The organism is Gemmatimonadota bacterium (genome assembly GCA_016720805.1).
Classification (GTDB): Bacteria; Gemmatimonadota; Gemmatimonadetes; order Gemmatimonadales; family GWC2-71-9; genus Palsa-1233.
In genome coordinates this window covers 462716-476018 of the sequence record JADKJZ010000014.1, presented here as the reverse complement: position 1 = coordinate 476018, position 13303 = coordinate 462716, and the positions used below count along the sequence as shown (strand labels likewise).

The 13303-nt window shown below is 69.6% G+C and carries 17 protein-coding genes and 1 pseudogene; 17 read left to right on the top strand and 1 reads right to left on the bottom strand.

The features are described from left to right. Nucleotide 1: 1 nt before the first annotated feature. Genes IPP98_12440 through IPP98_12425 form a run of 4 tightly spaced genes read left to right on the top strand, consistent with a single transcriptional unit; the run spans nt 2 to nt 3325 of the window. Complete coding sequence (locus IPP98_12440; protein MBL0179917.1) at nt 2-1009, top strand: glycosyltransferase family 9 protein; 1008 nt, start codon at nt 2-4, stop codon at nt 1007-1009. After that, on the top strand, nt 1006-1398 hold the full coding sequence (locus tag IPP98_12435) for a hypothetical protein (protein MBL0179916.1): 393 nt from the start codon (nt 1006-1008) through the stop codon (nt 1396-1398). Before IPP98_12440 ends, IPP98_12435 begins: the two co-directional genes overlap by 4 nt. Continuing rightward, on the top strand, nt 1395-2561 hold the full coding sequence (locus IPP98_12430) for a glycosyltransferase family 4 protein (GenBank protein MBL0179915.1): 1167 nt from the start codon (nt 1395-1397) through the stop codon (nt 2559-2561). Before IPP98_12435 ends, IPP98_12430 begins: the two co-directional genes overlap by 4 nt. Next, nucleotides 2558-3325, top strand: coding sequence for a DnaB-like helicase C-terminal domain-containing protein (locus IPP98_12425; GenBank protein ID MBL0179914.1), 768 nt, complete (start codon nt 2558-2560; stop codon nt 3323-3325). The genes IPP98_12430 and IPP98_12425 overlap by 4 nt, the downstream gene beginning before the upstream one ends. Here the strand turns inward: IPP98_12425 and IPP98_12420 are convergent. After that, a complete protein-coding gene (locus IPP98_12420; protein ID MBL0179913.1) occupies nt 3322-3795 on the bottom strand; it encodes a hypothetical protein in 474 nt (157 codons plus the stop codon). The genes IPP98_12425 and IPP98_12420 overlap by 4 nt on opposite strands. A gap of 102 nt (nt 3796-3897) precedes the next feature. Between IPP98_12420 and IPP98_12415 the strand changes: the two genes are divergently transcribed. From IPP98_12415 to thiS, 13 genes and pseudogenes are all read left to right on the top strand, one after another. Then, entirely contained in the window at nt 3898-4647 is a 750-nt protein-coding gene (locus IPP98_12415) for a YebC/PmpR family DNA-binding transcriptional regulator (GenBank protein MBL0179912.1), read from the top strand. 14 nt (nt 4648-4661) lie between these two features. Then, nucleotides 4662-5162, top strand: coding sequence for a crossover junction endodeoxyribonuclease RuvC (ruvC, locus tag IPP98_12410; GenBank protein MBL0179911.1), 501 nt, complete (start codon nt 4662-4664; stop codon nt 5160-5162). After that, a complete protein-coding gene (gene ruvA / locus IPP98_12405; protein MBL0179910.1) occupies nt 5159-5740 on the top strand; it encodes a Holliday junction branch migration protein RuvA in 582 nt (193 codons plus the stop codon). The genes ruvC and ruvA overlap by 4 nt, the downstream gene beginning before the upstream one ends. Before the next feature lie 4 nt (nt 5741-5744). Next, nucleotides 5745-5927: a hypothetical protein gene (locus IPP98_12400; protein ID MBL0179909.1), complete on the top strand. Its 183-nt coding sequence runs from the start codon at nt 5745-5747 to the stop codon at nt 5925-5927. 4 nt (nt 5928-5931) lie between these two features. Then, a complete protein-coding gene (gene ruvB / locus IPP98_12395) occupies nt 5932-6972 on the top strand; it encodes a Holliday junction branch migration DNA helicase RuvB (protein ID MBL0179908.1) in 1041 nt (346 codons plus the stop codon). After that, nucleotides 6965-8170: a tRNA preQ1(34) S-adenosylmethionine ribosyltransferase-isomerase QueA gene (gene queA / locus IPP98_12390; GenBank protein MBL0179907.1), complete on the top strand. Its 1206-nt coding sequence runs from the start codon at nt 6965-6967 to the stop codon at nt 8168-8170. The genes ruvB and queA overlap by 8 nt, the downstream gene beginning before the upstream one ends. Beyond that, nucleotides 8167-8694 (top strand): DinB family protein, encoded by a 528-nt coding sequence (locus IPP98_12385; protein ID MBL0179906.1) that lies wholly within the window; start codon nt 8167-8169, stop codon nt 8692-8694. Before queA ends, IPP98_12385 begins: the two co-directional genes overlap by 4 nt. Further along, entirely contained in the window at nt 8695-9831 is a 1137-nt protein-coding gene (gene tgt, locus IPP98_12380) for a tRNA guanosine(34) transglycosylase Tgt (protein ID MBL0179905.1), read from the top strand. Further along, nucleotides 9828-10112, top strand: a complete 285-nt coding sequence (gene yajC, locus IPP98_12375) for a preprotein translocase subunit YajC (GenBank protein MBL0179904.1) — start codon at nt 9828-9830, stop codon at nt 10110-10112. Before tgt ends, yajC begins: the two co-directional genes overlap by 4 nt. After that, the gene (gene def, locus IPP98_12370) at nt 10112-10648 is read left to right on the top strand and encodes a peptide deformylase (GenBank protein MBL0179903.1); all 537 of its coding nucleotides are present in this window, start codon (nt 10112-10114) and stop codon (nt 10646-10648) included. The genes yajC and def overlap by 1 nt, the downstream gene beginning before the upstream one ends. Beyond that, nucleotides 10648-11595: a methionyl-tRNA formyltransferase gene (locus IPP98_12365; protein MBL0179902.1), complete on the top strand. Its 948-nt coding sequence runs from the start codon at nt 10648-10650 to the stop codon at nt 11593-11595. Before def ends, IPP98_12365 begins: the two co-directional genes overlap by 1 nt. 23 nt (nt 11596-11618) lie before the next feature. Then, the gene (locus IPP98_12360; GenBank protein ID MBL0179901.1) at nt 11619-12221 is read left to right on the top strand and encodes a thiamine phosphate synthase; all 603 of its coding nucleotides are present in this window, start codon (nt 11619-11621) and stop codon (nt 12219-12221) included. Nucleotides 12222-12316: 95 nt separating this feature from the next. Continuing rightward, nucleotides 12317-13282, top strand: a pseudogene (gene thiS, locus IPP98_12355) (sulfur carrier protein ThiS). Nucleotides 13283-13303: the final 21 nt, after the last annotated feature.

The window sequence follows — 13303 nt, the reverse complement described above, 5'->3', positions numbered from 1 at the left end:
CATGCCTGCCCCCCGGATCCTCCTGGTGCGCTTCTCGTCGATCGGCGATCTGCTGCTGACGACCCCGCTGATCCGGGCGTTGCGGACCCGGCATCCGACCGCGCAGATCAGCATGGTGGTCCGCGAGGACATGGCGGAGACGCTGCGCCACAACCCGCGACTGAACGAGTTGATCACCTGGAAGCGCGGTTCGCCCCTTGGCGCCCTGGCCGCGACCCTGCGCCAGACGGAGTGGACCCACCGGCTCGACCTGCATGGCTCGCTGCGGACGCTGGCCTTGCGACAGCTGGTCGGCGGCCGCTGGAGCGGCTATTCGAAACATCGGGTGCGCCGGACCCTGCTGATACGCACCGGCGGTGCCCGAGGCGGTCTCCTTGGCCCGGTCGCCGAGCGCTACTTCGAGGCGGCGGCCGGGCTGGACGTGGTTCCCGACGGGGGGCCAGCCGAGTTCTTCGTCACGGCGGAGGCGCAGCGGGAGGCCGCGGAATTCCTGACCGCGAACGGCGTGGGCCGGGAGCGGACCATGATCGCGTTGGCGCCGGGCGCGGCGCACGCGACCAAGCGGTGGCCCCTCGAACACTGGGAGGCGCTGGCGCGGCGCCTCCGGGCGACCTGTGATCTGGTGGTGCTGGGCGGTCCGGGTGACCGCGAGGCGGCCGCCGCGATCGCCGAGGCGGGCGGCCCGGGCGCGGTGAGTGCCGCCGGTCGCTTCTCGCTCTCGGGCACCGCCGCCCTGCTGAAGCAGTCGCGCGCGATGGTCGGCGGAGACACCGGGGTCACCCACCTCGCGACCGCGGTGGGAACTCCGGCCGTGGCGCTCTACGGCCCTGGCGTCGAGGCATTCGGCTTTTTCCCGTACCGGGCCAGGGCAACGGTCCTCCAGCGTAACCTCCCCTGCCGACCGTGCACCCCGCACGGCGGACCGGTCTGCCCACTTGGGCACCATCGCTGCCTCGTGGATATCCTCCCCGAGGCGGTGGCCCAAGCCGTGGTCGCGCTCCCGAAATGAGCGAATGGACGCCCCCGCTCCTGGCGCTTCTCGATCTGCAGCAGCGCCTCGAGCGTGGACCAAAGCGAGAGGGAGCCTTCGCGCTCTGGTTGACGGCCCGCGTGGCAGTCGACCTCGGCCTCAGCGGCGCCGCCCCAGACAAGGGCGCCAGACGCCGGGTGGTCCTGCTGGCGCAGCGGTTGGCCCCCCTGACCGTGCCGCGTCCGTTGGCTCGAGGGCTCACGGCGGCGCTCGGCCACCTCGAGGACGCCACCCCCGCGGCCGCCCGAGTGGCATTGGCCCAATTGGTCGCCCCGGCCCGCGACGCCCTCGGGGCCGAGGCCGCCGAGGCGGTGGCACAGGCGTTGCTCCTGCTCCCAGCGTCCCGAGTAACGAGAGCCGCCGAGTGACCGAGCGTCCAATCCGGATTACCATCGCGACCGAGAACATGTTCGGGGGCACCGGTGTGCACACCGCGGCGCTGGCCGACTTCCTGGCCGCCGGTGGCGATCAGGTTCGGGTCGTGATGGCCCCGGATGAGCTGGACAACCCCACCGGCGTGCTCGTCCTGCCGAAGGACCCGCGAGTCGAGGTGGTCGGCCCGATCCGGGGGGATTCGGGCGTGCAGCGGCAGCAGATGGTTGCCGCGGTTCGCGCCGGACGCCCCCAGGTGGTCTTCCATGGCAAGGGCGCCCCGACGGAAGGCGGGTTCCGCGCAGACGTCGCCCTGCGTCTCGCGGCACCCTTGGTCGTCTTCGAGCACGACGCCCCACCCACGGCAGCACACCGGCTCGGATGGAACGGTTGGCGCCCGTCCGCCGGCCTCTATCAGCGGGTTCCGCGCTGGCTGAATGGCTGGCGCCACCACCTCGCGAGCCGGGTCGTGACCAACAGTTCGTCCACGCAGGCCAAGCAGCAGCAGTTCTACGGTGGCTCGGTGGACGAGGTCGTGCCCCTCGGCATCGACCTGAAGCGCTTCACCGCGTCTGGCCGCGAGGAGCGTGCGCCGGGCGGACCCATCACGATCGGCTTGGTGGGGCGGCCGGACATTTTCATGAAGGGGCTGGACCTCGCCTTCGACGCCATCGCCGAACTCGCACGCCGCGGCGGGCCGAGGGTGGTCTGGCTGTTCCCGATCGGGGCGAAGCACCGGCCTGCGATCGAGCGACTGCTGGCCGAATCAGGGGCCGCCTCCCTGGTCGAGCTCATCGAGCCGCCGGCCGATGCCGATCTGCCGGCGCTGTATCGCCGGCTCGACGCCCTGCTCGTGGCCTCGCGGTTCGAGGGCGGGCCCTACACGATGCTCGAGGCGATGGCGTGCGGCACCCCGGTCCTCGCCACGCCGGTCGGGCTCGTCCCCGACGTGATCGCGGATGGCGTCAACGGCATCCGCATCGCCGCCACCGACTCCGTTCCGGCGCTGGTCGAAGGCCTCGAGCGATTCCTTGCGCTGTCCCCTGCGGACCGTGCCGCGATGGGGAGCAGTGCCCGCGAGATCATCGTGAGGAATCACGACGCGGAGCAGCACTTTGCGCGGTTGCGCGCCATCCTTCACGAAGTGGCAGGCCGATGAGCCGCCGCATTCCGACCGGCTTCCCCGCCCTCGACCAACTCCTTGGCGGCGGCGTGCGGCGCGAAGACCTCATCGTCCTCGGCGGCGACTCCGGGAGTGGCTGCAGCGCGCTGGCCCTGGGGATCGCCGTGCGGGCCGCGACCACCGGTCACACGGTTGCCGTGCTCAGCACGGAGATGAGCGCCACCCGCCTTGCGGAACGGGCGCTGGCGCTCTCGGCCAAGGCGACGCTCGACGAGCTTGCCGGCGACGCCCTCCACGACGACCGTCGGGCGGAGATCGCCACCGTGGCCTTGCGGCTGCGCGAGCTGCCGATCGCGTTCCAATCACAGCCGGTCGAGGGCTGGCCGGTCGACCTCCGGACGGCCGCCGACGAATGGGACCTGCTGGTGGTGGACTGCCTGGAGGGACTGGACGTCGACGGACGGGCGCCGAGCGATGCCGCCGCACTCCGCGTCGCCGCGTTGAAGCGGCTCGCCATCGGTCGCGATGCCGCCATCCTGCTGGTGGTGCACAGCAGTGACTCCCCGGCATCTCGAGCCGACCGCCGGCCCGTGACCAGCGACTTCACCGCCGCCGGCGCGTTGCGGCAGCACGCCGACGTGATCCTGGGGTTGTATCGGGAGGAGTTGTACGACGCGGACCTGGGGATCGCCGGGGCGGCGGAGGTCCGGGTGCTCAAGGACCGTCACGGGGCCGGGGGGACGATTGACCTCTTCTTTACCCCCCGGTGGCTCCGCTTCGAGGACCTCGGCGAGGACTAGGGACGGGGCTTCGTGCCGCCGGTCGGGAGGGCCTCGGGGAGAGGCTCCTTGCCCGCCGCCGCCTTGGTCTTGCTCGCCGCGGACGTGTCGGCCGCCCCCGCGATCACGACCATCGACCCCTTGGCACCGTTTCGCTGGACGGTGATCCAGAGCGAGGGCCCATCCTGCTCCACGTAGAACGACGTGATGCTGTCGGCCGTCGTCTCATTGATCAGACGAAACGGCTCCTTCCCCAGGATCATCCGGTAATAGTTCAGCACCGAATCCACCCCGATTTCCGTCACCGACACCACCGACATCGCCTCGGGGCTCGACTGCGTCGTCAGCGGGGTCCCGTCCGGCGGCAACGGGAGGTTCGGGAGCACCTCAAGGCCGGCCTGCTTGGGGGCCTCCTCGGCGGGCTTGGCGGACTGACAGGCGCCCAGTTGGGCAACGGTCAAGAGCAGGGCGATGGCGGGAAGTGTGCGCATCCGGTAACGCTAGCGGCGGCATCGGGCGAGGGCAAGCAGGGCACCGCGTTGCCGCCCGCAGCGCCGTCGGCTATTCTCCCGTTCGCTCAGGAGGAATGCCCGATGGCTGGACACAGCAAATGGAAAACGATCAAGCGGAAGAAGGCGATCACCGATTCCCGGCGCGCCTCGTCCTGGACCAAGCTGATCCGCGAAATCACCGTGGCCGCCAAGGCCGGCGGTGGCGACCCGGACAGCAACGCCCGCCTGCGCAAGGCGATCGATGACGCCAAGGCGGCCAACATGCCCGGCGACAACATCGAGCGCGCCGTCAAGAAAGGCACCGGCGAACTCGAAGGCGTCTCGTACGAGGAAGTCACCTACGAGGGCTACGGCGCCGGCGGCGTCGCGATCCTGATCGAAGGGTCGACCGACAACGCCAATCGCACCGTCGCCGACATCCGCCACGCCTTCTCCCGCAACAGCGGCAACCTCGGCACCAGCAATTCGGTGTCGTGGATGTTCGAGAAGAAGGGCCAGATCTTCCTGCCGATCACCGCGGGTGCCGAAGAGAAGGTGATGGAGGATGCCCTCGATGCGGGGGCCAGCGATTTCGAGGTCGACGGCGAGTACTACGTCATCAGCACCGACCCGCATGACTTCCACGCGGTGACCGAGGCACTTGCCGCGAAGAAGTACGTCGCGGAGTCCTCTGAACTCGCGATGGTGCCGAAGAATCTCGTCAAGCTCGAGATGCTCGAAGCCCAGAAGGTGCTGAAGCTGGTCGAGTTGCTTGAGGAACTCGATGACGTGTCGAAGGTCTTCACGACGCTCGATCTCGACGCACTGGACCTCGAGGAGGCCGGGGCCTGACCTCGGACCGGTCGCTGACCGTGCTCGGCATCGACCCGGGCACTGCGACCCTCGGCTATGGTGTGGTCTCCGGCGGTCTGGGTACCACGCGCCTGCTCGAGTGTGGTGTCGTGCGGACCAAGGCCGCCGATGCACTTCCCGACCGGCTGACCACCATCTTTGACGCGGTGACCGGATTGATCGCGCGACACCAGCCCGACGCGCTCGCGGTGGAAGGGATCTTCCACGGGAAGAACGCCCGCAGCGCACTGATTCTTGGCCACGCGCGCGGGGTCGTCTTGCTCGCCGCGGCGCAGGCGGGCCTCGCCGTCGCCGAGATTTCTCCTGCCGAAGTCAAGCGGGCCACCACCGGCACGGGCGCGGCGACCAAGCCGCAGGTGGCCGCCATGGTGACGAGACTCCTCCGCCTGGTCGAGGCGCCGAAGCCGGCCGACGCCGCCGACGGGGTCGCGATTGCCCTCACCCACTTGATGCGACTGGCGCCGCGGGCGCGCTTTGCCGGAGGAGCCCGATGATCGCCTCGTTGCGCGGGACGCTGGCCGTGCGAGACCCCGCAGGCATCGTGGTCGAAACCGCTGGGGGCGTCGGCTATCTCGTGGAGGTGCCGCTCGGCACCTTCGAACGTCTCGCGGCCGTCGGCAGCGAGGTGCGCCTGCTCACCGAGCTGGTCGTGCGCGAAGACGCCTGGATGCTCTTCGGCTTTGATGGCGCCGTCGAACGGGCGGTCTTCCGCCGCCTGATGGGCGCCGCCGGCGTGGGCGCACGTCTCGCGTTGGCGATTCTCTCGACGCTCGGCGCCGAACGCACCGTCCGCGCGGTCCGCGACAAGGACCTCGCCGTGCTTGCCTCGGTCTCGGGCATCGGCCGCAAGAAAGCCGAGCGCATCGTGCTGGAGCTTGGCGACCGGATGGACGATCTGCCGGCCGCGGCACCGGTGGCCTCCCCCGCCGCCGATGCGGTGCGGGCGTTGATGGCGCTGGGCTACCCGGCGGCGCAAGCGGACGCCGCCGTGCGCGCCGCGGCCGACAGCAGTGGCACCCTCGAGACGGCGGCGCTGGTGCGCCGTGCCCTCACCGACCTGACCCGGAAGTGACCTGATGTGGTCCACCTCGCGCCCCGCTATCACCGCCGAATGGCTCTGCACCAGTTGCGGCGTCACCAATCGCAAGTTGCTGCCGCCCGCCACGCGCGAAACGACGGACCGCTGCATGCACTGCGGCCTCAAGCACACCGTCGTGCCCGGCGAGACGCCGACACGCTGGCAGGCGCGGGCCGCCTGAGTCGATGAGCGATCGCCTCGAGGTCACCACGCCCGCCGCGCTCCCCGAGGAAGGGAGCGCCGAGCAGGCCCTGCGACCGTCGCGACTCGACGAGTTCGTCGGGCAGCCGCAGGTGCGCACCTCGCTGCAGATCGCCATCGATGCGGCGCGGAAGCGCGGCGAGGCCCTCGACCACGTCCTCTTTTTCGGCCCGCCGGGCCTCGGCAAGACGACGCTCGCGATGCTGATGGCGCGCGAGATGGGCGTGCAGTGTCGCACGACCTCGGGTCCGGTCCTCGAAAAGCCCGGCGATCTCGTCGGCCTGCTCACCGGCCTGGGCCCGGGCGACATCCTCTTCATCGACGAGATCCACCGCCTCCGTCCGCAACTCGAAGAGTTTCTCTATCCGGCGATGGAGGACTTTCACGTCGACGTGCGACTGAGTGATGGCCCGCACGGTCAGACGCTGCCGATGAGCATCGAGAAGTTCACGCTGGTCGGCGCGACGACCCGCTTCGGCTTGCTCACCCCACCGATGCGCGCACGCTTCGGTCTGGTCGAGCGGCTGCACTTCTACGCCGTCGAAGACCTGGCCACCATCGTCGCGCGCTCGGCGACCGTGCTGGGCGTGACGATGGACGCGACCGGCGCGGCAGAAATTGCGCGCCGGTCCCGCGGCACCCCGCGCGTGGCGAACCGCCTGCTCCGGCGCGTGCGCGACTACGCCGAAGTCCGCGCCGACGGGCGCATCACGGCGGAGATCGCGGCCGACGCCCTCGCGCGTTTGAACGTGGACCAGTTCGGCCTCGACGACATGGACGCCCGCATCCTGGCCGCCATCATCGAGAAGTTCGGCGGTGGCCCGGTCGGGCTCGCGACGATCGCGGCGTCCGTCGGCGAAGACACCGCCACCGTGGAAGAGGTGTACGAACCGTACCTGCTGCAACAGGGCTTCCTCGAACGCACGCCACGGGGTCGCGTCGCCACCGCGCACGCTTACCGTCGCCTCGGCCTCACGCCACCGACCCGGCCCGGCGACGCGCAGCCCTCCCTGCTCGATGGCTGAGCAGGGCTGGAGCACCGCCGACTTCGCCTTCGACCTTCCCGACGCGCAGATCGCCCAGCACCCGAGCGCCGAGCGGGGGGCGTCGCGCATGTTGGTGGTGGATCGCGGGGCGCCGCGCGCGACGGACGGATCGGGGCATGCGCCGGACTTCCGGGCGCAGCATGCTGCGCCCCTACTTCCGGGCATCGCGGCGCTTGGCAGCATCACGGCCATGCCCGGGGACACGGCTCGAACCTCCGGTGTACGGGCGCAGCATGCTGCGCCCCCGATGCTCGCGGACGCGCAATTCTCCGATCTGCTCGCCCTGATCCCCCCCGGCGACCTTCTCGTCCTCAACTCGACCAAGGTCCGCCACGCGCGCTTCCTCGGCACGCGCCCCTCGGGGCACGGGGTCGCGGAGGTGCTGCTGATCCATCCCGCGCCGGACGACAGCTGGATCGCGATGGGGAAGCCCGGTAGCGCGATGCGACCGGGAAAGCAGATTCGCCTCGGCGACGACGCCGCGATTGAAACCCTGGAAGAAACGCCGGACGCCTTTCGGCGCGTGCGCTTCGTCGGCTTGCGTGCCGAGGAGGCGATCGCGAAGTACGGTCGCCTCCCGCTGCCGCCCTACATCAGTCGCGACCCCACCGCCGACGATGAGGATCGGTACCAGACGGTGTACGCGGCCAAGGAAGGGAGCGTCGCCGCGCCGACCGCCGGGCTGCACTTCACCCCGGCGCTCCTGGCGGCGCTCCACGCCAAGGGCGTGCTGACCACCGACCTGGATCTCGAGGTCGGCCCCGGGACGTTCAAGCCGGTCGAGGCCGAGGTCATCAGCGCGCACACCATGCACAGCGAGCATTTCGAGATTCCGGTCGCGACCGCCGAGGCAATCGCGTCGTGTCGCGCACGCGGGAACAAGGTGTGGGCCGTCGGGACCACCGTGGTGCGTGCCCTCGAGAGTGCGGCGAAGGATGATGGCACCGTGATCGCCGGTGCGGCCGACACGGCGATCATGATCACGCCGGGCTTCACCTTCCGGGTGGTTGATCGATTGATCACCAATTTCCACCTTCCGCGCTCGACGCTGCTGATGCTCGTGGCGGCCTTCGCGGGCTACCCCACTACCATGACCGCCTATCGGCACGCGGTGGCCGCCGGCTATCGCTTCTACAGCTACGGCGACGCCATGTGCGTCGTGGGAGATTCCCGATGACCGCCCCGATCATTCCCTCGCCCGCCTCGCAGGCCTATGTCGCCGAGACGTTGGCGCTCCTCGGCGACCGGGATCCGATCGAGATCCTCGCCGAGACCCCGGCCTGGCTGCTCGAGCGGCTCGGTTCGCTCGACATCGAGGTCATGCGCACGCCGGAGGGGCCCGGGCTCTGGTCGCTGACCCAGGTGATTGCCCACCTCGCGGACACCGAGATTGCCCAGGGGTGGCGCGTCCGGCTTGTCCTGACCCAGGATGCGCCGCCGCTGCACGGCTTCGATCAGGAGGCCTGGATGGTGCGCTTCGATGGTGCCAACACCGACCCGACCGAGGCGATGCTCGCCTTCGGCACGCTGCGGTCGTGGAATCTTCCGGTGTACCAGCAGGCGGGCCCCGACGACCTGGCGCGCGTCGGTCATCACACAGAACGCGGGTTGCAAACGTTCGACACGCTGCGACGGCTGGCGGCCGGGCATGACCTGCGGCACCGCCGCCAGGTCGAGCGCATCCTCGCCGGGCTGGGCTGAGTGTTCGAATTCCGTCTCGACGGCACCGACGGCGCCGCGCGCGCCGGCACCCTGGCGCTGCCGCACGGCGTCGTGCAGACACCCTGCTTCATGCCGGTCGGAACCCACGGGACCGTGCGTGGGCTCCACCCCGAGGAGGTGGCGGCCGCAGGCGCGCAGATCATTCTGGGCAACACCTATCACCTGCACCTTCGACCGGGTGAGGATGTCGTCGCCGAATTGGGAGGCCTGCATCGCTTCTCGACCTGGGCGAAGCCGATGCTCACCGACTCGGGGGGCTTCCAGGTCTTCTCGCTCAGCGCCATGCGCAAGCTCGACGAGCAGGGCGTGGAGTTCGTCTCGCACATCGATGGCTCCAAGCGCTTCATCTCGCCGGAGAAGTCGATGGAGATCCAGTGGGCGCTCGGTGCCGACGTGATCATGGCCTTCGATCATCTGCTCCCCGGGCAATCGAGTGCCGACGATGCCCACGACGCCATGCAGCGCACGCTGCGGTGGCTCGACCGCTGTCGCCACCGGCATGGCGAGCTCACCGCCGACGATCCGACCCGACAGACCCTCTGGCCGATCGTCCAGGGCGGGACGCACGCCGAGCTCCGGCACGCGTCGCTCATGGGAATCCTCGAGCGCGGTCCGTGGACCGGAGTGGCCATCGGTGGCCTCTCCGTGGGCGAGCCGAAGCCCGCGATGCACCGGGTCCTCGAGGGGTTGAACCCCCACCTGCCGGTGGATCGCCCCCGTTATCTTATGGGGGTCGGGTTTCCCGACGACCTGATCGAGGGGATCGCCCGCGGGGTGGACCTCTTCGACTGCGTGGCCGCCACGCGGAACGGACGCCACGGGTCGGCATGGACTGCCGACGGCAAGGTCAGCGTCCGGGGCGCGACGCTGCGGCTCGACGCCGGACCGCTCGATGCAGAGTGCGACTGCGCGGCGTGTACCCGCTTCTCGCGGGCGTACCTGCGGCACCTCTTCGTCGCCGAGGAACAGCTCGGCCAGCGCCTGGTGTCGATACACAACATCCGTTTCCTGATCCGGCTGGCCGAGACGGCCCGCGCCCGGATCCTGGACGGCACCTTTGATTCCTGGGCCGCCGCATGGCGGTCGCGGTACTTCGCGAAGGGCGAGACGTCATGACCGGTGGCATCAACATGCTCCTGCTCCAGTTCGCGCTGATCGGACTGGTCTTCTACTTCCTGATTCTCCGTCCGCAGAGCCAGGCCCGGAAGCAGGCGGCCGAAATGCTCGCCCAGATCAAGAAGGGCGACGAAATCACCACGTTCGGCGGCATCGTGGGCAAGGTCAAGGACGTCAAGGACACCCTGCTGACCATTGAGAGCGGCACCGCGACGCTGGTCATCGAGCGCGCCCGCGTGATTCGCGTCGGCAACCAGACCGCCCCGGGCACGGTGGCGTAATGGCCGTTCTCGACATCCACCTGCTCGGCTCTCCGGTCCTGCGCGAGCGCGCGGCCGAGATTGCCGTCGTGGATGATGCCCTGCGCGCCTTCATCGATGACATGTTCGAGACGATGAACATCGCCTGTGGCGTGGGCCTCGCGGCCAACCAGGTCGGCAGCACCCAGCGCGTGGCGATCATCGACGCCGAAGGACAGACCTTTGCGATGATCAATCCGCGGATCGTGAGTGCCACCGGCAAGGAGAGCAAGGAAGAAGGCTGCCTCTCGATCCCCGAGGTGTACGCCGAGGTCGTTCGGCCGGACAGCGTGGTCCTCGAAGCGTTGAACGAGAAGGGCGAGCCGTTCCGGCTCGAGGCAACGGGTCTGGTGGCCCGCGCCATCCAACATGAGATCGACCACCTCGACGGGATCCTGTTCATCGACCATCTCTCACCGCTCAAGCGGCAGATGCTCGTGAAGCGCTGGAAGAAGGAGAATGGGGGCGAGCTCACCCGCACCCCGCGCCCGGAAGAGGAGTCGGAAAAGGCGGGTTGATGCGGATCCTCTTCTTCGGGACGCCGCAGTTCGCCGTCCCGAGCCTCGATGCGCTGATGGCCGCCGGCCATGATGTGGTGGCGGTCGTCACCCAGCCTGATCGTTATCGCGACGTCGGCCCCGATCGCCAACCTGGCCCGCCAATCCGCCCCCCCATCAAGACCCGCGCCCTCACGGCGGGCATCCCGGTCCTGCAGCCAGAGCGCCCGCGCGGCGAGGAATTCCTCGCGCAGCTTGCCGCCCTCAACGCCGACATCGGGGTCGTGGTCGCCTACGGACACCTGCTCCGCCCTGACCTGCTGGCATTGCTCCCCCTCGGCTTCGTCAATGTCCATGCCTCGCTGCTGCCGCGCTGGCGCGGTGCCGCGCCGATCCACTGGGCAGTCATGAGCGGCGACACCGAGACCGGCGTCGCGATCATGCGCCTGGAGCAGGGGCTCGACACCGGCGCGGTCTGGCTGCAGCGACGCACCCCGATCCTCCCCACCGACACGACCGGCATCCTCTTCGAGCGGCTGGCCGACCTCGGTGCGAAGGCGTTGGTGGAGGCGTTGCCGCAGATCGCGGCCGGCGACGCGCCGACGCCGCAAGCTGCAGACGGCGTGACTCACGCGCCGAAGATTGACCGCGCCACCGCGCGGCTCCATTGGGAGGCGAACGCCGTCGCGGTTTCGCATCAGATCCGCGCCATGGATCCGGCGCCCGGTGCCTGGACCACCTTCCACGGGGCCGACGTGAAGCTGTTCGGCGGCGCCCCGATGACACCACCGACGTCGGCGACCGACGCACTGCCCGGCACCCTGCACTTCCTGCCTGAAGGCCCAGCCGTCGTCTGTGGGGAGGGGTGGCTCCTCCTCGGCGACGTGCAGGCCGCCGGCCGCCGACGCATGACCGCCACCGCGTGGGCCACTGGCCTCCAGACGAGAGAGGGCGCGCAATTTCAGTGAGGCCGCTCCCGCGCCTCCTGGCCATGGCCGACGAGCGCATCGCGGCCCGGGATGATCTGGGCATCCGGGCAGCCGCGATCGCGGCCGTCGGGCCGACGGTTGCCCTTGTCGCGAGACTGCCCGGCGGCTCGGGCGATGCCCTCACCGCGCTGGCTGCCCGATTTGTCGCCCTCGCCGCGCCACCAATGGCCAGCGTCTTCGTCACGGGCCGGGCCGACATCGCCCGCGCGAGCGGCGCCCACGGCGTGATCGCCCGGCACGGCGATATCCCCCTGGCGGACCTGCGACGGATCACCGGCGGACCGGACTACCTTCATCTGCGATCGGTCCATTCGCTGGCCGAGGCGGAAGCGGCCGCCGCGGAAGGTTTTGACGCCCTGGTCGTCGGCACCATCTGGGAAAGTGCGACGCACCCCGGCCGACCCGGCGCCGGCCTCGGACTGATCGAGGCCACCGCGCAGCTCGGCTGTCCGGTCTATGCCATCGGCGGCGTCACCAGCGCACGGAGCCGTGAGGCCCGCGACGCCGGCGCGTGGGGCGTGGCAGCAATCGCGGCGGTGTGGGATGCGGGCGATAGCTATGAGGCGGCGTTGGAGCTGGTGGCAGGGATGATGGATGATGGATGATGGATGGCGGTGCGTACAGACCGGGATGAGTCGATGCACTTGAGCATCATCCATCATCCATCATCCATCATCCGAATACTGATCTCGGAGTACGCATGCAGCTGGTGATCAACGGCGACCGCCGCGACATCGTGAAGTCCAGGACCGTCGAGGAACTCCTCGCGGAACTCGGGCTGGACCAGCGTGCGGTGGTGGTCGAACACAATCGCGTCATCATCCGCCGCCCCGCGCTCGCGAGCACGCCGCTCACGGACGGGGACGTGGTGGAGATCGTTCATTTCGTCGGAGGTGGTTGAATGCTGGAGATTGCCGGCGTCACCTTTCGGTCCCGCCTCATGGTGGGCACCGGGAAGTACCGCACCAATCAGGAGATGATTGACGCCATCACCGCGTCGGGGGCCGAGGTGGTCACCGTGGCCGTGCGTCGCGTGAATCTCGATCGCAATGCCGAAGAGGGGATCCTGCATCACCTCTCCCCCGAGCGCTTCTTCCTCCTGTCGAACACGGCCGGCTGCTACAGCGCCGACGAGGCCATCCGGTACGCGCGCCTCGGACGCGAGGCCGGCTTCAATGACTTCGTGAAGCTCGAGGTGATCGGCGATCAGGCCACGCTGTTGCCCGACACCACCGGACTGCTCGAGGCCACCAAGGTGCTCGCGAAGGAAGGCTTCAAGGTCCTCGCCTACACCAACGACGACCTGATCACCGCGTTGCGCCTCGAAGAGGCGGGCGCCGTCGCCGTGATGCCGCTCGCCTCGCCGATCGGCTCGGGACTCGGCCTGCTCAACCCCTATTTCATCCGGACGATCAAGTCGCGGCTCTCGGTGCCGATCATCGTCGATGCCGGCGTCGGCACGGCCTCCGATGCGTGCCTCGTCATGGAACAGGGCGTCGATGGCATCCTGATGAACACCGCCCTCGCCGAGGCCACCGATCCGGTCGGCATGTCGCACGCGATGCGGCTCGCGGTCGACGCCGGCCGCGCGGCGTATCTCTCGGGCCGGATGCCCCGCCGTGAAGTCGCCATTCCATCGTCGCCGACGACCGGGATGCTCGACTGACCGACCGCGGCCTCGCTCCTC